We start from the raw sequence: 19,985 nt of genomic DNA, 5'->3' as shown, positions 1-19,985 counted from the left end.
GGTCCCCACCCACCCGACCGGAGGTAGCGACCCGATGGCCCGCCCGCGCACCCCGCTCCTCAGCCGCGACCGGATCGTCGCCGCTGCCCTGCGGCTGATCGACGGCGAAGGGCTGGAGGTCCTCTCCACCCGCCGCCTCGCCGCCGAGCTCTCTGTCAGCGGGCCGTCGCTCTACAACCACTTCGCCACCAAGGACGAACTCCTGGACGCGGTGGTGGACAGCGTCATCGGGGAAGTCGACCTGTCGATGTTCGGCCGCCCGGACACCCCCTGGCCCGAGGCGCTGCGGGCGTGGGCGCGCTCCTACCGCGCCGCGCTGGCCGCCCACCCCAACATCGTCCCGGTGCTCGCCCAGGGACCGGGGCGGCGGCCCAACGCGCTGCGCCTGGCCGACGCCGTGTTCGGTCACCTGGTCGACTCCGGCTGGCCGCGCGGCCAGGCCACCCGGATCGGCGCGCTGATGCGCTACTTCGTCACCGGCTCGGCACTCGCCTCCTTCGCCGCCGGCTTCCCGGCGGACGCCGAGGTCTACGACGCGGCCGACTACCCGCACCTCGGCGAGGCGCACCGGCTCGCGGGGCACCGGGGGACGGTCGACGAGGGCGCCTTCGAGACCGGGCTGGAGGCGCTGCTGGAGGGGCTCGTCCTGCGCTTCGAGCGCCTCGCCGCGCGGCCGGTCCGGTAGCTCCGTACGGCGCCGCTTCCGACCCGGCGCAGGCGCTCCGCGTCGTCCTACCAGGGCTCGCGGGCGAGGAAGGCCGGCCGCTGCTCCGGGTCCACCGGGTCGTAGTACCGGTGGTAGACCGGCACTGAACATCAAGCGGTCTATGACTTCTGACCTGGGAGAACGGCCTGAAATGCGCGGGAGACGCCCCTGACGCGGGAACATGGCGGGAACATCGGCGTACTCTCTGCCGCCATGAAGGGCGTATATCCCCGCAAGAACAAGCACGGCGAGGTCACCAGCTACCAGGTGAAGTGGCGGCTCGGCGGTGGCGCCAGCGCTCCCTGGCAGACCGAGAGGTTCGACGACGAGGCCTCAGCGGAGATCTTCAAGACGGCAGTCGACGAGGCCGGCCAGCTGTGGCCGCCGGGCTGGGTCAAGGGCAAGGGCTACATCGACCCCACCGCCGGCCTAGAGGAGGACGAGCGGTACCGCTTCGACAACTATGCCCGCGCGTCCGTCGCCAACAGGACCAGGGTCGAGGAGCGGTACCGAGCGGCCAGCCTGAAGGAGCTGGAGACCTACATCTTCCCGACCTTCGCGCATTGCGATGTGCGCTCGACGGAGCACTTCAGTAAGGCCACGGTGAGCGCCTGGGTCAACAAGATGAAGCAGACCATGGTCCGGCGCGGCCGGAAGCACAAGCTGATGAGCCCGAAGACGCTCACGGGATGCGCCTGCCAGCAGGGCCGCCAGCAGTTCGAGGTCGTCGCCGACGGAGGCGCGGGCAAGGTCCTCTTCGCCTCGTCCTCGAAGCCGACGGCCGAGACCGTCTCCAAGCGGTACCCCGGAAGCGTCGTCCGGGAGAAGGGTATGGACGCAGCGAAGACCGCCCAGTGACGACGAGCGGGCGGGCCACTCCGAGAAACCGGGTGGCCCGCCGGCAGGACGAAGTGGCCCAGGCCAGTGCCCTACCGCTCGTCGGGCGCCGTCAGAGGAGCGTGTAGACGCCTGGATCGACGGCAGGATATGACGGATCGCCGTCCCCGTCCTGTCCCGTGGGCGGGGTCTTGGCTGGGCCCGGGGCGAACGGTGACGGCACGTCGGCCTTAGGCTGCCCGGTAGGCGACGCCTTGAAATTCCGCAGGGCGCGGTCCAAGCCCGCAACTTCCCGCGAAACGACAAGGTTCGGCGTTTTCAAGACCTCGGAGACCAGCTTGATGTTCTCGTCGATGCACCCAGCGGCGGGCTTGTCGGGGATCTTCCACTTGTCGCCGGCCGGGTAGAACTCGGAGTTGGAGCCGGTGTCTACAAGCGCGATGGGGCCAATCTTGAGCTGTTGGCCGCCGTCATGCTCAAGGATGACGTCCACCACGCCGAGCCACGGCGAGTTGCCATCGGGGATGGCCGGCAGTCCTACCGTGAGCATGAGCCGGTCGTGCTTGTTGGCGGTCACCTCGTAGCTGATCGGCTTGGTGAGGGTGAAGGGCTTCGCCGGCGGTACGGGCTGCTGATTGTCCGGGATCTGGAACTGGTAGTTGGCCGAGACGACCAGCTGCCCGCCGACAGCAGCGCACGATTTCAGGGACTGGAGCCGGTTGAATGTAATGCTGGCCTTCGTAACCAGGGAGGTGCCGTTGGCGATGTTCCCCAGAGTGATGTCGATGTGGGGGCCGTAGAGGTTCACCTTCGTTCGCGCCGCGTTCTGAACAGAGGCGTCGTATTCCTCGCCGTCGATGCCTCCCTCGATGTAGGCCGAGACCTGCGACGCTGCGAGATTGGACTTCAACTCCGGACCGCTCCGAGCCAGGTCGTTGGAGGTCTGCGAGTCCTGCTCGATCTGGAAGACGACAATGCCCACGGTCGCCGCGACAACCAGGCCCAGGGCGATGCCGATCCTGACGAACCGGTTGTGCTTTGCCCGGCGTCTGACCTCCTCAGGTGACTCCAGAACGATGTCGCCGCCATGGGTGATGTTCTGCGTGGCGTTGCCATAGGCGTTGTTGGCCTGGGCCCCCGCCTGGTCGGGGCTGCCCATCACTGGGCCCGGGACTTGTTGCCGACCACGATGTCGCCGGTCTGGGTGATGTTCTGCGTCGCGTTGTCGTAGGCGTTGTTGTTCTGAACGAAGGTCTGCTGCGCCGCGGGCACCGCGGCACGGACCTCCTCGACCAGGGCCCGGAGGTCGTCTTCGAGCTCCGGGTTCTCCTCCAGCAGCTCAGTCAGCTTCACGGTCCACCGGTCCCGGAGCGCGGCCCGGACGCGCTCTTGCTGCGGTTCGGCGGCCTGGTCGAGCTCCATCGGGATTCGGTCGAGCTGCACCGACACGCGCTGTTCGTCCCGGTCATCGCCTCGGCCGAACAGCCGGGCGACCTTGCCCTTGGTGGCCTGCCAGATGTCCGTTGCCGCCGCGCTGACCACCGCAGTTCCGCCTGCCGCCGCCAGCTCCACCAGTGCGTCCGTCAACACCCTTGAACTCCCGCTTCGTTGAGCGATTCGCGGACACGTCCGGCCCGCTAAGGCAAACAAGGTAATGCATAGTCAGATCACGGAGTAGCGGAAGCGCGAAGCAGACCTGTCGGTATACGCGCGGGCGGCTGGTCCCGGTGAAGGTGAGACCCCGAGGCCAGCTCCCCGTGCGCGCGGTCCCGTCGCTGGCAGACCGCCCAGTCGCGTAGGAAGTGCCGCGCTCAGGACCTGGCTATGCTGGTCGGGAGCGCCGCTGGTGATAGGCCGGGCCACACTCCACGTACGAACTGGAGACATGGCCCGTGGACCCGTTCGAGCTCCCCGAGACCTTCAACGCGCTGACCGACGACGAGCTCTCCGCGCTCCTGGACAGCGCCACCGCCGCGTTCAACGCCCGTTCCACCAGCGCGAACATCAGCACGGACGACCTGGACGAGATGCGTGCCCTCGTGGCGGGCGTCGCCTCCATCCGCGCCGAGCAGGCCGCGCGCCTGGAAGCGGCGCAGCAGGCCGCCGCCGAGATCGACGCGCTCGCGGCGCAGGTGCGCGGCGAAACGCCCGAGGAGCCGGCCGCTGCCGAGCCCGAGCCCGAGGTCGAGCGGGAGGATGAGGTGACCGCCTCCGACGACCCCGAGCCGAAGACCACCACCGCGGCGGCCACCCCGCCCGCCCGGCCGACGCTGAACCTCGGGGCGGTTCGCGCCCGGCAGCGCCGCGTCATGCCGGAGCCCGCCAAGCCGGCGACCCGCCTGACCGCGTCGGTGGACGTCCCTGGCCACAAGCCCGGTTCCGAGATCGACTTCGACGACCTGACTTCAGGGGTCATCGCCCGCGCGAACGCCCTCAAGACCGTCGGCGGTGGCAGCAGCCAGGTGGCGTCCTACACTCACCCGTTCCCCGAGGATCTGATCGTCACCGACGCCGGGTCCATCCCCGAGGGCACCACGGTGACCCTCGCCGCGTCGAGCCAGCGGCGCCTGCCGCAGGGCGACCTCGTCGCCTCGGGCGGATGGTGCGCGCCGTCGGAGACCGTGTACGAGATCGCCGACGTCGCCTGCCCGGACATGCTGTGGGACGCGCCGGAGACCCAGCTCGCCAGGGGCGGTCTGCGGTACTTCAAGACGCCGACCCTCGACGTGAGCCAGTTGACCTGGGTGCACACCGAGGCCGACGACATCGCCGGCACCACCAAGCCGTGCTTCAAGATCCCCTGCCCGACGCCGGAGGAGGTGCGCTGCGACGCGGTCGGCGTGTGCCTCGAAAGCGGCATCCTGACGCAGCGCCACTTCCCGGAGTTGACCGCCTGGTACCTGCGGAACCAGATGGTCGCGCACGAGATCCGGATCAAGCAGGAACTGTTCAACCGGGCCCTCGCGTCCGCGACGCCGGTCACGCTGGCCGCGACGATGGGCACCGTATCGGCGCTGTACGGAGCTGTCGCTCTCGAAGCGGCCGACATGATCGAGCGGCACAGCCTGTGCGAGAGCACGGCGCTGGAGGTCGTGTTCCCCTGGTGGGCGCGGAACATGATGCTTACCGACCTCGCCCGCCGCAACGGCGTCAACCTCGATCAGGTCACCCCGGCGATGGTGCAGGACCTGTACTCGCCGCTCGGCGTGCGCATCCAGTGGGCGCGCGGCCTCGCCCCGGCCGTGCCGACCCACATCGGGGGCGCCACCGCGGCCACCACCTGGCCGGACGAGGTGAAGTTCCTGATCTACCCGGCCGGCAGCCTTCAGATCGGGCGCGGCGCCGAGGTCAGCCTCGGGGTGGTGCACGACTCGACGAAGTTCTCCACGAACGACTACACCGCCACGTTCAGCGAGGAATGCGTGGCGCTGGTCGACCGCTCGGTGGACACCCGCCTCGTCACCGTCCCGGTGTGCGCCGACGGCACCACCGGTGCCCAGAAGACACTGGCCTGCCCCGTCGCCTGACGCCTCCCGCACCCCAGCGCGAGCCGGGCCCTGACCGGGGTCCGGCCGCGCGCCGCTACTCGCTGACTGGAGGTGCGTGATGCCGGAAGGCCTGCGCAGCCACGTCGAGGCGATCCCGGGAAAGCCGCTACCCCGCGGCATCCTCGGTGCCTCCTGCACAACCGTCACGGACGTCTCCGAAGAGAACATCCACGAGCTGAACGGCGTCGAGTGGATGGCGCTCGGCTGCTGCCCGGTCAAAGTGTGGGCCGACCCGTGCGAAGCGGATCCGCCGGGCCCGCCGCAGACCAAGGAGTTCTGCCGTCCCGCGGTCGAGCACGCGACCCCGATCCACATCTACGCCGGTGCGCAGTGCTCGGCACCCGGCTGGGGATACGCCGAGGCCCGCGCCCACGCCGAAGCGAGCCTGACCCTGGGGGAGCAGCAGGCCGTCGAAGCCGGGTTCTGGCGGACCAAGCTGACCGCCGACGCTGTCGACCTCACCCCGGCGGCCGGTCCGCTGAGCGTCGCCCAGGGCGTCGCCGTGCTGGAAGGCTGCCTCGCCGAGTCGTACGGCGGCGTCGGCACCCTGCACGTACCGGCCGGCGCCGCCGCGATCCTCGGCTGCAGCAACCTGTTGCGTGAAGACCCGGAGACGGGGGCGCTGCGCACCATCGCCGGGAACTGCGCTGTGATCGGCGCCGGGTACAGCGCGGAGAACACCGGGCCCGGCGGTGTCCCCGCCGCGCCGGGCACCGCCTGGCTGTACATCACTGGTCCGCTGGTGATCCGCCGAGGCGCGGCCACCGTCGTCCCGGACACGCCGGGGCCGTCCGTCAACACCCGCAACAACGACCGGCGGGTCCTCGTCGAGCGGACCTACGTCGTCGCCACGACCTGCACCGTATGCGCCGTGAACGTGGTGGTCTGCCCGTGAACCACATGATCCGAGTCCAGCCTGCCGCCGCACGCATCCGGGCCTTCGCCCAGTGGGCCATCGCCCAGGACCCGAAGGTGCGCACCGTCAGCACGCACGAGTTCGCCGTCCCCGCCGAGCGGTTCGCCGAAGCGCCGGAGGACATTCTGCTCGGCGCCCTCGTCGAGGGGCAGCCCTACGTGCCCGCCGCCGGCGGCCAAGGCGCCGCCGACGCCCCGGCCGGAGACGGCGCACCACCGGCCGCCAGCCCGGCCGGCACCCAGCCCGATCCCGCCGACGAGGCCCCGGAAGAGCCGGCCAGCGACCCCGCCCCCGTCCTGTCCGAGGCCGCGTTCCCGTGCGGCACGTGCGACCGGCACTTCGGCACGGAGCGGGGCCGGGACACCCACCGCCGCCAGGCCCACCAGGAGGCCTGAGGTGCCAGTCGAGCCCATTCCCTGCGGCGACGGCCCGGGCGCGCCCGCTGCATCCTGCTGCGCCCCCGCAGGCCCGGCCGCTCTGGGGCCCCCTGACGACGGTCGGTACAGCACGCAGGGAACGCAGCAACGGCACCGTGAACGTCACGAACTTCGGTGTCCCGGCCAGCACCGCGAACTCGGTGGTGATGTACCCGGCCGTGTACGTCCGCACGGGCAGCCTCACGATCAACTCGTGGATCTCCGACGGCACGTTCCACTACACCACCAACACCCCCTGAGGAGCGCTCCGTGAAGTACCACCGCAGCCCGGACGGGACCAGCCTCATGCAGTCCGGCGGCACCTGGCCGCCACCAGACGGCTGGACCGAGATCCCACAGCAGGAGTACGAGCAGAAGCGCAGCGAGGCCACGCAGCAGGCGGAGCAGCGCGCGGCCAAGTGGCTGGCCGAACAGCAGCCCACCGCGGCTTCCTGAACCGCGGGCCGCCGGCTCTTCCCCGCGGCCCGCGCTTGCCACGCCCGGCCCAGGCGGCCCATAGACTCGACGGAGCCGCTGGTTGTGGGCCGGGCGCCGCCTTTCCTCGAAGGAGGAGCCCCATGCGAAGGTGCTGCGGCGCCACCGAATGCAGCTGCGTCGTCGTGGCCGGTTCGGGGATCACGCTGTCCGGCAACGGGTCGACCAGCACCCCGTACACGGTCAGCACGAGCCCCCTTCTCACCGGCTGCGGCCTCACCGGCACCGGCCAGGCGGGCAGCCCGCTCTCCGTCCGCCCGGCAGGCGGGTCAGCCGCCTGGGCGACGGCCTGGTCCTGCGACTCGGCTGTGAACTCCACGCTCAAGTGCGACCCCACCACAGGCATGCTGTGGACACCGCCCGAGCACGCGGCCGCCATGGTGTCCTCGCGCCAGGAGCACTTCAACTCGGGCCGTTCACGTTCGGTGTCACCGGGTGGGCAATCATCGGCCCCGACATCAACAGCCGCGCACAGTACACCGCTGACAGCCTGTCGCCCTGCCGCGGGATCGCCCTCGGCGTCACGTTCACCGGCCACGTCGAGGCATCGTGGCCGGCTGGTGCGCAGTTCGAGATCGGCTACGCCGTTCAAGTCGATGCCGGTACGGCGGCAGCCCGCCGGATGGTCGGCCGCCTGGGGTCCGCGGTCCCCGCAGGCCTCGAAGAGTTCACCTTCACCACCCACCAAGCCGCCGTGTACGCCCCCCATGTGGGCGGCACGCTCACCGCCTACCCGGCGGTGCGCGTCGTCAGCGGCACCCTCAACGTGAACTCGTGGGTCACCGAGATGATGATCAACGTCACCACCCGATAGGAGCTCGATCATGGCCTTCTACATTTCCGCCAACGGTCAGGCGTTGGAGACATCGGGGGACGAGCGCCTGCTCGCACTCGAAGGCTTCCGGGAGGTCTCCGAGGACGAGTACTACACCGCCCTCGGGTCGCCCACCCTTGCGGTCTCAGAGGTTACGCAGCCGGAGGAGCCGCGTACCGCCCGTTGAGCGCGAGGCGCCGTCAGGGGTGCTTGCACCGCCAGCCGTCCGGGCGCGGAGGGTGGGATGGAGCGACAAGCAGCGGCTCGTCAGGGCACTTATCGGACGGCTCGGGCTGGAAAGCGATCACGAAGCCTGCGAGGGCCGCGGCGACCACCAGGAGGACGGCCCAGCCAGGGATCCTCGATCGGCAGCAGCCCCGGCGGTCCGCTGGTCGACTGTTGCGGCACTTCACACACAAGCCGTCGCCGCCCACGCCTGGCCCCTCCTCGCACTTCGGCACGAAGCCCCCAAGGAAGCGTAGGAGAAGCGTCGGGGCGGCAACACCCAACCCCGCTATCCTGGTGGCTGAGCCGCTGGTTTTGGGCCGGGCCTCCACGTCACCGGAGGTTCCAGGCATGTCCTGCCCGCTCATCGCGAACGGCGACACGATCCGGGTGACCCGGGTCGACGGCTGTGGCCGCCCCCTCTGCGGCCCGGAAGGCTCCTACGTCTTCGACTGCTTCGCGTCCCTCGCCATGAACGCGAACGTCGACGACGGCGACGACGTCGAGTACAAGGCTGCGAACGGCCGTATCTGCGGCTTCAAGCGCGGCTGCCCGAGCTTCAAGGGCTACGACATCGAGTTGAATTTCTTCGCCGTGAGCCCGGAGTTCATCGAGATCACGACCGGCAACCCGGTCGTGTTTGGCTTCGACGGCAAGCCGATCGGCTACGACGACTGCTCGATCAGCTGCAATTCCGGCTTCGCGATCGAGCTGTGGGCGGAAGTCCTCGGCGCGGACGCCTGCTCCGGTAACGCTGGTGACGGCGCCCGGATCTACTTCCTGATGCCGTGGGTGACCAACGGTCAGCTCGGAGATCTGGAGATCGGCTCAGAGAAGGCCGCGCTCACCCTCACCGGCGCGACCCGGGCCGCCGGCGGCGGGGGCACCGGCCCGTACGACGTCATGCCGACCGACAGGGCCGGCACCGCGGGCAAGATGCTGGCCCCGATCGGCGCCGCCTGCCACCGGCGGACCTTCATCACCACGGTGAAGCCCCCGAAGCCGTCCTGCGACTACGTGCCGCTTCTCTGCGCGCCGTGACCGCTGCCCAGGCCGCCCGCGGGCACCCCCGCTCGCGGGCGGCCACCGCTTCGACCTCCGGGAGGCGTTGATGCCGCTTCGATCCGGGCCGTGCGACCCGTGGCCGGTCGAGCTGTGCTGCAAGCTCCCCGACGACCTCGACCAGGCGGTCATTGACCGCTGGCAGCGTGTGGCCTCCCAAACGCTGTGGCGGCTGTCTGGCATGCGCTGGGGGCCGTGCCCGGTCACCGTGCGGCCGTGCCGCCGCTCTTGCCTGGACGATGCCCCGCTGTCCTTCCAGGCAGGCATCGGCACCGGCCCGTGGGTACCGTACATCGGCGTCGACGGGGCGTGGCGCAACGCCTCCGTGTGCGGCTGCTCCTCCGACTGCTCCTGCGGGGAGCTGTGCGAAGTGCGGCTGGAAGGGCCGGTGTACGACATCGTGTCGGTCAACGTCGACGGGGAGGACCTGATCCCGGAGGCGTACCGGGTCGACGCGCCGGGGCTGCTGGTGCGCACCGACGGCGAGTGCTGGCCCACGTGCCAGGACATGGCCGCCCCCGAGGGCGCCCCCGGCACCTTCACCGTCACCTACCGGGTGGGCCTGCCCCTGGACGAGGCCGCGATCGCCGCCGTGTCGGAGCTGACCTGCCAGCTGATCGTGGCGTGCCTGCCGCCCGGCACCCGGGGCTGCGGGGAATGCCGGCTGCCTGGAAACGTGACCCGGGTCGTGCGCCAGGGCGTCGAACTGGAGATGGCCGACCCAACGCTGATCTTCTCGGAGGGGCGCACCGGTCTCCCGCTGGTGGACCTGTGGCTCAACACGGTGAACCCGCACCGGCTGGATTCGCCGAGCAGGGTCTACAGCCCCGACTTCCGGCGGCCGAGGGTGACGACGTGGCCGTGAACCCGCTCGCCGTGCACGACCTCGCGCAGGCCGTCCTCGGATGCGTGTGCGCAGCGCTGGAGGCGGCTGCGGCGGCCGTGGACGGTCAGCCGGGCTGCCCGTGCCGGGCATGCGTCGTCCCCGGCCCGCTGGCGTGGGACGGCTGCAACGACCCGTGCGGTGACGCGACCGGCGGCCAGCTGACCGTCCACGTCGCCCGGATCTCGGCCACCAGCCAGTTCCCGTCCGAGGACCGCGCGCTGCAGGGCAGCCGGAACTGCGCGCCGCCGACGGCCGCCGTCGAGCTGGTCGTCACCCTGCTGCGTTGCGCACCGGTCATGGACGAGCGTGGGTGCCCGCCCGCGTGCGAGGAGCTGGCGGACGCGGCCCGAACCGTGAACGTCGACATGGCGACAATCCACAGCGCGCTGCTGTGCTGCCTTCCCGAGGCGGCTGGCGGGCGGCGCGGCCCGCAGTTCTACCTCGGCCCCGGGCGGCTGCTGGAGCCCGAGGGCGGCTGCATGGGCGTCGAACAGCGCGTCACCGTGGCCCTGCCGACCTGTGGATGCCCGACCGAGGAGAAGCCGTGAGCGTCGAAGTCCGGATCGACCAGGGCCGCATCGCTCGCCTGCTGCGGCTGCGCGGAGGGCTCGCCGAGCGGGGCCTGCGCAAGCGGACGGAGCGCACCGCCGCGATCGCCGAGCGGCTGGCGCCCGGCAGGATGGGCGACTTCATCTCGTGGAAGATCACCGAGGGGCCCAACGGCCTCCAGGGGGTCATCGTCTGCGACCACCCGGCGACCCGGTACGTCGTCGAGGGCACCCGCCCGCACATCATCCGGCCCCGGCGGGCGAAGGCGCTGAGGTTCGAGATCGGCGGCCGGACGGTGTTCGCCAAGGTCGTCCACCATCCCGGCACCCGGGCGAACCCGTTCCTCCAGCGGGCGCTGCGCGAGGGCCGTTGACGGGCACCGGTCGCAGCGTGATCAGTTTCCACAGGTTGTGGACATCGGCAGCGCCGCAGGGGACGGGGCGCCGATGCTCGTCGCGGGTAGTCCCCAGCCTGGCGATACTCGGAGATCCTTATGGGGGAGCCACCTGGTCGTAGAGCCGAAGGTACTCCTTGCCGTCCGGTGTGATGCGGGCGTATTTCGCCAGAGCGAAGCCCTCTTTGTTTCCCATTTCGTCTCTCAGGGCTTGCAGCCCACGGCTCTTGTCTGTGGCCTGGAGATACCCTAAAGCCTCTAGTCGTTCACATTCCGTCTGTAGCCCCGATTGGTAGTGAACTATGTCGGCTTCTTGCTTATTCAATTTTCTGAGGTGGGAGCGTTCGTGTGAGCCGAGGATCCCCCGGAAAGCGGCCTTGGACACTTGACTCAGCCCCTTTTCGAGGCGTTTTAGGCGCTCAACTTTGAGTAGCCCGATTACCTCAACATTGCCGACCTCTTCGGGATCTGGAAGAAAGTACCCTATGATCAGAAGCCCCACACCGAGTGAGCCAAGTGCAGCGATCCATCCGGCATCTTCAGGCCCCATGGCGAGGCGAACGATGAGGAAGATCAGTACCGCAAAGCCGAGGGTGATGATCCCTGGCCGAACGACCCTACTTGCGGCGCCGACAGATTCTCCGTTGCCGAAATGAGTGTGTGCACCCATCGGAACCACCTCTTGCCATCAGCAAGTCCTACCGGCGAACCCATATCTAGCGTCTCACCGCGCGACACATCTGGGAAGAGACGTCACGAGTAGTCAGAGATGGCCGGGGGTTCGTTGGGGAAGTTCCAAACTCGCCCGGTTCGCCACCTGGGACCGGGCAAGGCGGCCGGTCCCCAAAGAGACAGGTCAGACGCTGGGGCCATGGACCGGGGCGGTCACAAGAACAGAGGACGTGCGGGGCGCGCAGAGGCGCATTGCACGGTCGCCACCAGGATCGCTGGCTAAGCTCGTCGCACGCTGCTGGTTCTGGGCCGGGCGCAGGCACGGGAGTGGAAGGGCTCACCCGTGAAGAAGACGTTCGCACTGAACACCGAGCCGCACATCGCCGAAGTCGGCGACCACGAGCTGCGGTTCCAACCCGAAGTGCTGGGCGATGAGTTCCTGGACGCCTACAGCCGGCTCCAGGACACCTACAAGAGTCTGGATCTCGACCTGTCGAACCCGGACGTGGACCTCGGGCAGGTTCGTGAGGCGACCGTCGCCCTGCGGCTGTTCCTCGCCAGCCTCATGCTCCCGGAGTCGGCCGAGGAGTTCGCCCGCTGGGACATCGTCGCCGCCGGGAAGACCGTCAGCTCCCACGGCGACCCGGCGCAGGCCCGAGAGGCCGCCGGCGGCCGCAAGGGCGCCCGCGTGGTCGACCGTGGGCTGCGCCTGCCGGACCGAGTGCTCATCGAGCTGATGGAGTGGGTCGTCGAGCTGTACGGAGGCCAGCGCCCTCCTACGTCGTCCAGCGGCTCTGCGACAGCATCGCCGCGTCCTGGGACTCCTGGGAGGGCCACCTCGCGCTCCAAGGCGTAGACCTGCACCTCTGGCCGTTGCGGGTCATGCTTTCAGCAGCCGAGGCCGCCATCGATGACGCGGCGGCAGACGAGACAGAGCGTCAGCGCAACCGCGCCAAGCTCTACATGCCGCCACGTTCCCGCGACGGGCGGCGTATGCGACCGGCCGGCACACGCCTGGACGCTGCCGGTGCCCAGGCACTGATGGCGCAGCTGGCCGCCGAGGACGCCAGGCTCGCCGGAGGCCGCACCAGCTAGTCTGGACACTGCCGCTGGTTTTGGGCCGGGCAACCACCGCGTTCGCGTGAGGTTGCCTTGGCTCTGGAAGAGGACTACGGCGTTGGCCGCATCCGCATTGAGCTGGACGATGCGGGCGCAGTCGCCGACGCCCGTACCCTCGGCAGCCGCATCCAGCAGGCTCTCGACCGCAGCACCCGTACCGTCGGCGCGCAGATCCGGCGGAACATCGAGCGCGGGCTGCGCGCCGCCGGCGCCATCGCCGTCCAGATCGAGCCCGATGTCAGGCGCTTCGGCACGGCTCTGCGGCGCCAGCTGCGGGGTTTCGGCGCGATCGAGGTCCCCGTCTCCCCGGACCTGCGCCGCTTCGAGGCGCAACTGGTCGGCGGGCTGCGCGACCTCAACGGGATCAACGTCCCGATCCTGCCCGATCTGCGCCGCTTCGAGGCGCAGTTGGTGCGGGGGCTGCGCGGCCTGGGAGGCATCGAGGTTCCGGTCCTGCCGGACCTGCGCGGGTTCGCCGCCCGCATCCGCTCGGCTCTGAGCGAGACGGAGTTCAAGGTCCGCGTCGTCCCGGACCTTTCCGGAGTCGATGCCCGGATCCGGGCGCACCGCGCTCCGGACATTCGCGTCGAGACCGACGTCGACAGCGACCGGCTGACCCGGTCTCTCGCTGCTCTCGGCGGCAGCGCCGGTCGGGTCGCCGGTGCCCTTGGCGGCCTGCTCAAGGTCGGCGCGATCGGCATCGCCGCCGCAGGCGCGGCGAAGGCGGTGGGCGGCCTCGTAGCCGCTCTCGCCCCGGCGGTGGGGATCGTTGCCGCGGCACCGGCGGCGGCGCTCGGCTACGCAACCGCACTGGGGACGCTGAAGCTCGCGCTGATGGGTGTCGGTGACGCCTTCAAGGCCGGGCTCACCGGGGACTCCAAGGAGTTCGAGAAGTCCCTTGAAGGGCTGTCGCCGAAGGCGCAGGCGGCGGCGCGAGAGGTTCGCGGTCTCAAGCCCGCGTTCGACGACCTGCGTAACTCCGTGCAGGACGGCCTGTTCGGCGCGGTCGCCGGGCAGATCACCGCCACCGCGAAGGCTCTTCAAGGCCCACTCAAGGCGGGCCTTGCCGGGATCGCCGCCGACTGGGGGCGCGCCGCATCCGCCGTCCTGGGGTACGTCGCCTCGGGCGACGGCGTGCGTAACGTCCAGGGCATCCTGGACGGCACCCGCGCCGCAATGGGTGGCGTTGCCCAGGCCGCCGAGGACATCGTCCAGGGCGTCCTGGAGATCGGCCGGTCCGTCAGCGAGGCGTTCGGCACCCGACTGGCCGCCGGCCTCCAGCGGGCCGCCGCGTCGTTCGGCTCGTTCCTCTTCCAAGCAGGGCAATCCGGGGCCGCCGTCGGCTGGGTCAACGGCGCCCTCCAGGTCTTCACCGAGCTCGGCGCCGTCGTTCTCAACGTCGGGCGCATCATCAGCGGTGTCTTCTCCGCCGCTGGTGACGTCGGGGGAGGCCTCCTCGGGAACCTCAAGCAGATCACCGGCGCGTTCGCCGAGTTCGTCAACTCCGCGCGCGGCCAGGACGCCGTCGGGAACCTGCTGCGGACGGTCAGCCAGATCGCGGCGCAGCTGGGCCCGATCCTGGCCGCGGTCGTCACACAGGTCGGGGCGATCGCCCCCGCGCTCGGGCCGATCTTCACGACGCTCGGTCCGGCGATCGTCTCGCTGATCAACTCGCTGGGGCCAGCGATCGCCGCGATCGCCCCGAGCCTCCAGACGGTAGCGAGCGCGCTCGCTACCGGGCTGGCCGCGATCGGCCCGAGCCTTGGCCCGGTCGGGGCGGCGATCGCCGCGATCGTCAACGGCCTGGCCCCGCTGCTGCCGCTCGTCGGCCAGGTGGTGGCCGCCGTCGCGGGCGCACTCGCCCCGGCGCTCCAGGCACTCGGTGCTCTGTTCGCGCCGATCATCTCCGCGCTGGTCGGCGCTCTGATGCCGGTCCTGCCGGGGATCGCCGCAGCGTTCGCCCAGCTCGCCGTGGCGCTGACCCCGCTGGCCACTGGGGTGGGCGCGCGCGTCCGACGCCTCATGTGAGTACGGCGGCTTCCTGTCCACTTTCGGAGAGGGGCACAGCCCCGACGCCGGGCAGATCACTGCGGGCCTGGGCACGGTCTGGGAGACCGAGCGCATCGCGGTGAAGGCATACGCCGCCATGGGCCTGCTGCATGCCGCCATCGACGCCGCCCTCCACCTGCGGTCGGAGCGCAAGCTGACGGCCGACCAGGTCGAACGGATCGAGATCGACCTACCGAAAGCCGCCTATGGACACGGAGGGTGGCGGGCAGTCCGACCGCTCGCGCCGATCGGCGCCCAGATGAACGTGGCCTACACGGTGGCGGTGGCGCTCATCGACGGGGACGTGCTCATCGACCAGTTCACCGAGGAGCGGATCAATCGCGACGACGTGTGGAATCTGATCGACCGCACGGAAACACGCCACGAGCAGGCGTACGACCGGCTCCCGGCCGATGAAAGGCTCACTACACGGTTGCGCCTGACCCTGAAAGACGGCGGCGTCCGCGAGGCGGTCGTCCGGCACCCCCGCGGCACCGGCGACCGCCTCCTGACCAACACGGAGATCGTCGACAAGTACCGCAGCCTGACGCACTCCGTGGTCTCCCGGGGCCGCCAGGACGCCATCGAGAACGCCGTCCTCGGCCTCGAAGCCCTCGACGACATCTCCCAGCTGACCGCCCTGCTCACCCCGGCCGTGCGGCCCGCCCTGGACTGAGAGGGCATTTGATGTGAACGGATTGCCCTTTATGCCCAACCTCGACCCGGACGGGTTCGACCGGCTCGAACGCGAGGGCCAGGTCAAGCCGGCCGACGCCCACTTCGCCAAGCTGAACAAGCTCGACGACGAGCTCCTGGAAGAGATGGAGACCGGCGACAAGGAAGGCTTCAGGAGGAGCCTCGGCGCCCTCCTGAGCGCAGTCCGCCGCCCGGGCGAACCCCTTCCCGACGACGCCCTGAAGCCCTCCGAACTGATCCTGCTCGGCCTCAACGCGACCTTGGACGAGGTCCGCGAAATACTCAGCGACGACGGCCTCATCCCCGGCTGACCACCCCCGACAACCCGACGCCGGACCTACGCCCGGCGATCCGGAAAGTCGCGGGCATGCTGCAGCCGGACCCCCACCACGGATCGCTCGGCGCGGTCACCATCGCGGCCACCAGCTCCCGCTTGGTCGGGGCGGGCAGCACCAGCGGGCCCAAGCCCTGTGCGGCACGGGCCTCCACGCGCCCCGGGCACTCCAGCCGGTCCAGGCCGGCCTTCACCCGCAGCCCCAGCGGCGCGGGTCGGTGGGGCGGGGTTCGTAGTGGGCGCAGCCGCCGCGCGCCCTGGGCCCAGCATGTCGGTCGGACGCCCGGCGCCACCGAGCGGGCAGGACCCTGACCTGCGTGTGAGAATTGGGTACTGGATCGTAGTTCAGTGTCCGAGGCCCGCCCGACGCTGCATGAGGGAGCGGGCGCTGCACCTGATGTCCCCTCCCGCTGATCCCATCGATACGCCGGGAGGCTCTCTGTGAGCGAGCGTGTCAATGCGTGGCCGGTGCTGGTCTATGAGGACCTGGCGCCCATGGTCGACTACGTGAACCGGGTGATACAGGTCGCAGGCAAGTACACCCTCGACGAGCCCTTCGAAGTCGGCTGGGGAAACATCGTCCTCGATGTCACCCCCCGAGGGCTCAGTACGCCAACCCTTCGGCAGCGAGGCGTGACCTTCACGGTGCACTACAACCTGCTCGACGGTGGCGTGGTCATCGAGGCCGACAACGGCTCGCGGACGGTGCCATTGTCCAAGGGATCAGTCGCCATGTTCTATGCGTCCTTCTGCGATGCGGCGGACGAGCTCGGCATACACCGACCGCGCAGCTCGTTGATCTGCGAGATTCCGGATGCCCCGCCGCACTTCGAGGACGATCACGTCGAACGTACCTGGGATGGCGACGCGGCCCGGCTGATCTGGACAGCGTTGAACCTCGCCGCTGACGGGCTCGAGGCGTGGCAGGCCCCCTTCCTGGGATACCGCCCCCGGGTCGGTGTGATGTGGGGCGGCTTCGACCTGTCCGCCACGCGTTACCGGGCGCTGCCCACCGTGCCGACGCCCCACCAGCCGCCGTTCATGCAGAACGCGCAGCTCGACGCGTACGTGTCGGTGGGATTCTCCTTCGGGGATGCCAAGGCGCCGCACGTCGGCATGTACGCGTACATCTGGCCCCAGCCGGACGGTCTCGGGGGCCGGTCCTGGGGTGTCGAGGGCGCCGCCTGGCATCCCGACGCCGGTCTGGTTCGCCTGCCGTGGGCCAAGCTCAGGGAGACAGCGGACCCGCACCAGGCCATTGTGGCGTTCGGTGACGCCGTCTACGATGCCGCCGTCGAGACGGCAGGCTGGCCGTCCGACCTCGTCGGACCCCGCGTCGAGGGTTGGTACATGAGCAAAACACGCCCGCGCCCGTCCAGTACCAGCACGGCTGACTCAGGTCGAGATTCCTGACTCGGATGACCCGCATCAGGTCCTGCTGCTGCCGCCGTCGCTGGACGACTGGCTGCCCGAGGGCCACCTGGCCCGGTTCGTCGCGGACCTGGTCGACGAGACACTCGACCTGGGACCGGTCCTGGCGGACTACGCTGAGAAGCGCGGCTCCCCGCCCTAGGGCGGGTATCGGGTCGTGATCAATCTGGGGGATTCGCCCTCATGGCGAGGCCTGATCGGGTAGATCATGTCGCGTGACGCGAGTGCAACTGACTGATGCGGAGTGGGAGTTCATCGAGCCGTACCTGCCGATCGGCGAGTACGGCCCGTACCCGGAGCGGCTGCGGCAGCAGTTCGAGGGCGTGATCTGGCGGTTCAAGACCGGAGGGCAGTGGCGGGAGATGCCGTCGGAGTTCGGTGCGTGGTCGACCATTTCCAATCGCTTCCGGCAGTGGCGTGACGCGGGCGTCTTCGGAGCCCTGATGGAGGGCGCGATCGCGGAGGCCGCGAGGCGGGGCGAGGTGGACTTGTCGCTGGTCAGCGTGGATTCCACCACCGTTCGGGCTCACCACGACGCCGCCGGGATGCACCTGGGCCCCGACGCCCTGGCGGCTCTGGAGAAGGCCGCCGACGAGGCGGAGAAGGCCCGGCAAAAAGGGGCGGCCCGGAGGAACAAGACGGACAGGACGCCGCAGATGATCCAGAACGCGAAGAGCGACGACGTGCCCGGCGGCGGCGCAAGCTTCGCCTGAAGACCGCGCTGCTCGGGCGCTCCAGAGGCGGGCAGACCAGCAAGGTCCATGTCGCGGGCGAGCGGAAGTGCCGCCCGCTGGTGTTCGTGCTGACCGAGGGGCAGGCCGCCGACAGTCCGCAGTTCGTTCCCGTGCTCAAGAAATTGCGGGTCCGCGGGCCGGTCGGTCGTCCCCGCACCCGACCCGACGCGGTCGCCGGGGACAAGACACCCCATGCAGTTATCGGGTCAAGCAGCTGCGGCGAGTGGTGCTGATTTCGGCGGTGCGAACGCGATCGCTTCGTCGAACGGCTGGCGGCTGGTCAGGCAGTGGTGGAGCTGGCCGAGCATGCGGTTGAACAGGTTCCGGAGGGCCGCGTAGTAGCGGTCGCCGGTGTCCCGCCGGTGGTTGTAGTGGTTGTGAGCGCCGGGTGAGGCGGTGAGTGCGGCGAAGGCCCAGTGCCTGCCGGTCGCGGCCAGGCGGCTGTTCTTGATCCGTCTGTGGCTGACGCGACGGCTCTTGCCGGACTCCCGCGTCACCGGGGCGCTTCCGGCGTAGGCCTTCAGGTCCCGGGCCGTGTCGAATCGGGTGCGGTCGTCGCCGATCTCGGCGAGTATCCGGGCGCCGGTGAGCACGGCGAGGCCCGGGAAGCTCGTGATGATCTCCGCGTCGGGATGCTGCAGGAAGAGCTCTTCGGTGCCGCCGGCCAGGTCGTCGCAGGCCTGGCAGGCTGCTTCGAGCTGGGCGAGCAAGGCGAGTGTCTGACGTCCCATCGCCGTTTCCACCAGCGCAGGCTGACGAAGCCAGGTCCGGCGGAACACCTCGAGCAGACGGTCGGTCTCGGCGTCGATCCGGCGTTGGCGGCCGGCCCTCGTGATGGCGGCCTTGAGCTTGCTGCGGGTGAGCCTGGCTGCTTCGGCCTGCGTGGGCGCGATCGCCAGAATCGCGCGGGCTTCACGCGCCAGCAATCGTTCGCGCTTGTCGGCGAACGCTTCGAGGATCGCCGGGTAGTACTCGCGCAGGTGCGAGCGCAGTCGGTTGTGGGCTCGGGTGCGGTCCCAGACCGCGTCCTGCTGGGCTCTGGCGAGGACGGCTATCGCCTTGACCAGGTCGGAGTCGCCCGGCAGGGGTCGGTGAAGCTCGGCGTCGGTCCGCAGGATGTTCGCCAGGACGACGGCGTCCTGGTGGTCGGACTTCTTGCGGGAGGCGGTGTGCCGATCCCGGTAGCGCGCGACGGCCATCGGATTGATCGCGAAGACTCGGCGTCCGGAAGCCCGGAGGCAGGCCACCAGGAGCCCGCGGGACGTCTCGATCGCGATCGGGACCGGAGTCTCCGGGCTGTCGCCGTGCTCGGCGAGCAGTCGCAGCAGGTCCTGGAAGCCGGCCGCATCGTCGCCGATCCGCAGTTTGCCCACAAGGCGGGCGTCGGCGTCGACCAAGGCCACGTCGTGATGGTCTTCGGCCCAGTCGATTCCGCAGGTCACGTGCATGCGCGCCTCATTTCGATACTTCGCTGTCCGTCGGCGTCGAGCCGCGGCAGGACCACTCGGCGACCTAATAGAAGCGCTCGCTGGCGCACCACCCCATCAGCCGTCCGTGGCCCCAGCTGTTCCCAGGGTCCTCGCTCTCGTGAAGAGCTCCACGGCTCCGGCTGATCAAGAGGTGGCCCTGAAAACGGCTCGAACCACGGCACGCTACGGCGGCCCAGTCCCAAGCGGCAGGGGCCGCGCACGCGTCGCTCTTGTCGAAGCGCTCGAAGCGCGGCATACAGCAAGACGTCTCGCCCGGCCCCTGCCAGAGCTGACCCAACTCCCAGCCCTCAACGCCTATTAGGCCTACTCGTCCCGCGGCAACCGCGCCCACCTGCGTCGACGCAGGATCAAGGCCGTCATCCCGGAGAAGAGGGACCAGGCCGCCAACCGAAAGAAGAAGGGCAGCGCAGGCGGCCGGCCCGTCAGCCACGACGCCGACCTCTACAAAGAGCGGAACACGGTCGAGCGCCTGATCAACAAGCTGAAGGCCTGGCGAGGCATCGCCACCCGCTACGACAAGACACCCGGCAGCTACCTCGCCGGCCTCCACCTCCGCGGCGCAATGATCTGGATCAAGGACCTCACCAAAACTGCTCCTTGATCACGACCAAA

At 69.8% G+C, this 19,985-nt stretch carries 23 protein-coding genes and 3 pseudogenes; 22 read left to right on the top strand and 4 right to left on the bottom strand.

The genetic code is table 11. The features are described from left to right. Window positions 1-34 precede the first annotated feature (34 nt). Both BOQ63_RS12535 and BOQ63_RS12530 read left to right on the top strand, forming a co-directional pair. Complete coding sequence (locus BOQ63_RS12535; RefSeq protein WP_030281151.1) at window positions 35-685, top strand: TetR/AcrR family transcriptional regulator; 651 nt, start codon at window positions 35-37, stop codon at window positions 683-685. A gap of 234 nt (window positions 686-919) precedes the next feature. Next, the gene (locus BOQ63_RS12530) at window positions 920-1,564 is read left to right on the top strand and encodes a hypothetical protein (protein ID WP_223885916.1); all 645 of its coding nucleotides are present in this window, start codon (window positions 920-922) and stop codon (window positions 1,562-1,564) included. Between the two features lie 91 nt (window positions 1,565-1,655). Here the strand turns inward: BOQ63_RS12530 and BOQ63_RS12525 are convergent, their stop codons facing one another. Together BOQ63_RS12525 and BOQ63_RS12520 are read right to left on the bottom strand one after the other, a co-directional pair. Continuing rightward, window positions 1,656-2,702 (bottom strand): hypothetical protein, encoded by a 1,047-nt coding sequence (locus BOQ63_RS12525; protein WP_143174708.1) that lies wholly within the window; start codon window positions 2,700-2,702, stop codon window positions 1,656-1,658. Beyond that, window positions 2,702-3,133, bottom strand: coding sequence for a hypothetical protein (locus BOQ63_RS12520; protein ID WP_072654253.1), 432 nt, complete (start codon window positions 3,131-3,133; stop codon window positions 2,702-2,704). Before BOQ63_RS12520 ends, BOQ63_RS12525 begins: the two co-directional genes overlap by 1 nt. A 302-nt stretch (window positions 3,134-3,435) precedes the next feature. On the opposite strand from BOQ63_RS12520, the gene BOQ63_RS12515 reads away from it, so the two are divergent. The 11 genes from BOQ63_RS12515 to BOQ63_RS12465 all read left to right on the top strand — a co-directional run bounded on the left by BOQ63_RS12515 (window position 3,436) and on the right by BOQ63_RS12465 (window position 10,827). Beyond that, window positions 3,436-5,070, top strand: coding sequence for a major capsid protein (locus BOQ63_RS12515; RefSeq protein ID WP_072654252.1), 1,635 nt, complete (start codon window positions 3,436-3,438; stop codon window positions 5,068-5,070). A gap of 79 nt (window positions 5,071-5,149) precedes the next feature. After that, window positions 5,150-5,986, top strand: a complete 837-nt coding sequence (locus BOQ63_RS12510; protein WP_072654251.1) for a cupin — start codon at window positions 5,150-5,152, stop codon at window positions 5,984-5,986. A gap of 5 nt (window positions 5,987-5,991) precedes the next feature. Then, on the top strand, window positions 5,992-6,402 hold the full coding sequence (locus BOQ63_RS12505; protein ID WP_107488638.1) for a hypothetical protein: 411 nt from the start codon (window positions 5,992-5,994) through the stop codon (window positions 6,400-6,402). Between the two features lie 137 nt (window positions 6,403-6,539). Continuing rightward, window positions 6,540-6,683, top strand: a complete 144-nt coding sequence (locus BOQ63_RS12500) for a hypothetical protein (RefSeq protein WP_167395729.1) — start codon at window positions 6,540-6,542, stop codon at window positions 6,681-6,683. 10 nt (window positions 6,684-6,693) lie between these two features. Then, window positions 6,694-6,879: a hypothetical protein gene (locus BOQ63_RS12495; protein ID WP_072654250.1), complete on the top strand. Its 186-nt coding sequence runs from the start codon at window positions 6,694-6,696 to the stop codon at window positions 6,877-6,879. 388 nt (window positions 6,880-7,267) lie between these two features. Beyond that, window positions 7,268-7,732, top strand: coding sequence for a hypothetical protein (locus BOQ63_RS12490; RefSeq protein ID WP_072654249.1), 465 nt, complete (start codon window positions 7,268-7,270; stop codon window positions 7,730-7,732). A 10-nt stretch (window positions 7,733-7,742) separates the two neighbouring features. Continuing rightward, on the top strand, window positions 7,743-7,919 hold the full coding sequence (locus tag BOQ63_RS12485) for a hypothetical protein (protein ID WP_167395728.1): 177 nt from the start codon (window positions 7,743-7,745) through the stop codon (window positions 7,917-7,919). 335 nt (window positions 7,920-8,254) lie between these two features. Further along, window positions 8,255-8,998, top strand: coding sequence for a hypothetical protein (locus tag BOQ63_RS12480; RefSeq protein ID WP_223885915.1), 744 nt, complete (start codon window positions 8,255-8,257; stop codon window positions 8,996-8,998). A gap of 70 nt (window positions 8,999-9,068) precedes the next feature. Beyond that, complete coding sequence (locus BOQ63_RS12475; protein ID WP_072654247.1) at window positions 9,069-9,884, top strand: hypothetical protein; 816 nt, start codon at window positions 9,069-9,071, stop codon at window positions 9,882-9,884. Further along, window positions 9,875-10,453 (top strand): hypothetical protein, encoded by a 579-nt coding sequence (locus BOQ63_RS12470; RefSeq protein ID WP_072654246.1) that lies wholly within the window; start codon window positions 9,875-9,877, stop codon window positions 10,451-10,453. The genes BOQ63_RS12475 and BOQ63_RS12470 overlap by 10 nt, the downstream gene beginning before the upstream one ends. Next, window positions 10,450-10,827, top strand: a complete 378-nt coding sequence (locus BOQ63_RS12465) for a hypothetical protein (protein ID WP_072654245.1) — start codon at window positions 10,450-10,452, stop codon at window positions 10,825-10,827. Before BOQ63_RS12470 ends, BOQ63_RS12465 begins: the two co-directional genes overlap by 4 nt. A 118-nt stretch (window positions 10,828-10,945) precedes the next feature. Here the strand turns inward: BOQ63_RS12465 and BOQ63_RS12460 are convergent, their stop codons facing one another. Further along, window positions 10,946-11,518, bottom strand: a complete 573-nt coding sequence (locus BOQ63_RS12460; RefSeq protein ID WP_143174707.1) for a hypothetical protein — start codon at window positions 11,516-11,518, stop codon at window positions 10,946-10,948. Window positions 11,519-11,863: 345 nt separating this feature from the next. On the opposite strand from BOQ63_RS12460, the gene BOQ63_RS12455 reads away from it, so the two are divergent. From BOQ63_RS12455 to BOQ63_RS12420, 8 genes and pseudogenes are all read left to right on the top strand, one after another. After that, window positions 11,864-12,376 carry a hypothetical protein gene (locus BOQ63_RS12455; RefSeq protein ID WP_072654244.1) on the top strand — a complete coding sequence of 171 codons (513 nt, stop codon included), beginning with the start codon at window positions 11,864-11,866 and terminating at the stop codon, window positions 12,374-12,376. A 26-nt stretch (window positions 12,377-12,402) separates the two neighbouring features. Beyond that, window positions 12,403-12,615: a hypothetical protein gene (locus BOQ63_RS12450; RefSeq protein ID WP_072654243.1), complete on the top strand. Its 213-nt coding sequence runs from the start codon at window positions 12,403-12,405 to the stop codon at window positions 12,613-12,615. Between the two features lie 57 nt (window positions 12,616-12,672). Then, the gene (locus BOQ63_RS12445) at window positions 12,673-14,667 is read left to right on the top strand and encodes a phage tail family protein (RefSeq protein ID WP_072654242.1); all 1,995 of its coding nucleotides are present in this window, start codon (window positions 12,673-12,675) and stop codon (window positions 14,665-14,667) included. 118 nt (window positions 14,668-14,785) lie between these two features. Further along, window positions 14,786-15,364, top strand: coding sequence for an MmgE/PrpD family protein (locus tag BOQ63_RS12440; RefSeq protein WP_223885914.1), 579 nt, complete (start codon window positions 14,786-14,788; stop codon window positions 15,362-15,364). 31 nt (window positions 15,365-15,395) lie between these two features. After that, window positions 15,396-15,695: a PspA-associated protein PspAA gene (gene pspAA / locus BOQ63_RS12435; protein WP_072654240.1), complete on the top strand. Its 300-nt coding sequence runs from the start codon at window positions 15,396-15,398 to the stop codon at window positions 15,693-15,695. Between the two features lie 464 nt (window positions 15,696-16,159). After that, window positions 16,160-17,131 (top strand): DUF5996 family protein, encoded by a 972-nt coding sequence (locus BOQ63_RS12430; protein WP_072654238.1) that lies wholly within the window; start codon window positions 16,160-16,162, stop codon window positions 17,129-17,131. Next, window positions 17,124-17,288 (top strand): annotated as a pseudogene (locus BOQ63_RS12425) (IS5/IS1182 family transposase); the annotation flags it as partial. The gene BOQ63_RS12430 and the pseudogene BOQ63_RS12425, both read left to right, overlap by 8 nt. Window positions 17,289-17,364: 76 nt before the next feature. Next, window positions 17,365-18,068 (top strand): annotated as a pseudogene (locus BOQ63_RS12420) (transposase); the annotation flags it as partial. Window positions 18,069-18,089: 21 nt separating this feature from the next. Here the strand turns inward: BOQ63_RS12420 and BOQ63_RS12415 are convergent. Next, window positions 18,090-19,331 (bottom strand): IS110 family RNA-guided transposase, encoded by a 1,242-nt coding sequence (locus BOQ63_RS12415; RefSeq protein WP_150475843.1) that lies wholly within the window; start codon window positions 19,329-19,331, stop codon window positions 18,090-18,092. A 343-nt stretch (window positions 19,332-19,674) separates the two neighbouring features. Here BOQ63_RS12415 and BOQ63_RS12410 point away from each other — a divergent pair. Then, window positions 19,675-19,974, top strand: a pseudogene (locus BOQ63_RS12410) (transposase); the annotation flags it as partial. Window positions 19,975-19,985 lie beyond the last annotated feature (11 nt).

It is taken from the genome of Streptomyces viridifaciens, from assembly GCF_001888885.2.
Taxonomy (GTDB): Bacteria; Actinomycetota; Actinomycetes; order Streptomycetales; family Streptomycetaceae; genus Kitasatospora; species Kitasatospora aureofaciens.
The sequence above is the reverse complement of the archived record's forward strand: the minus strand, read 5'-3'. Positions and strand labels throughout refer to the sequence as shown.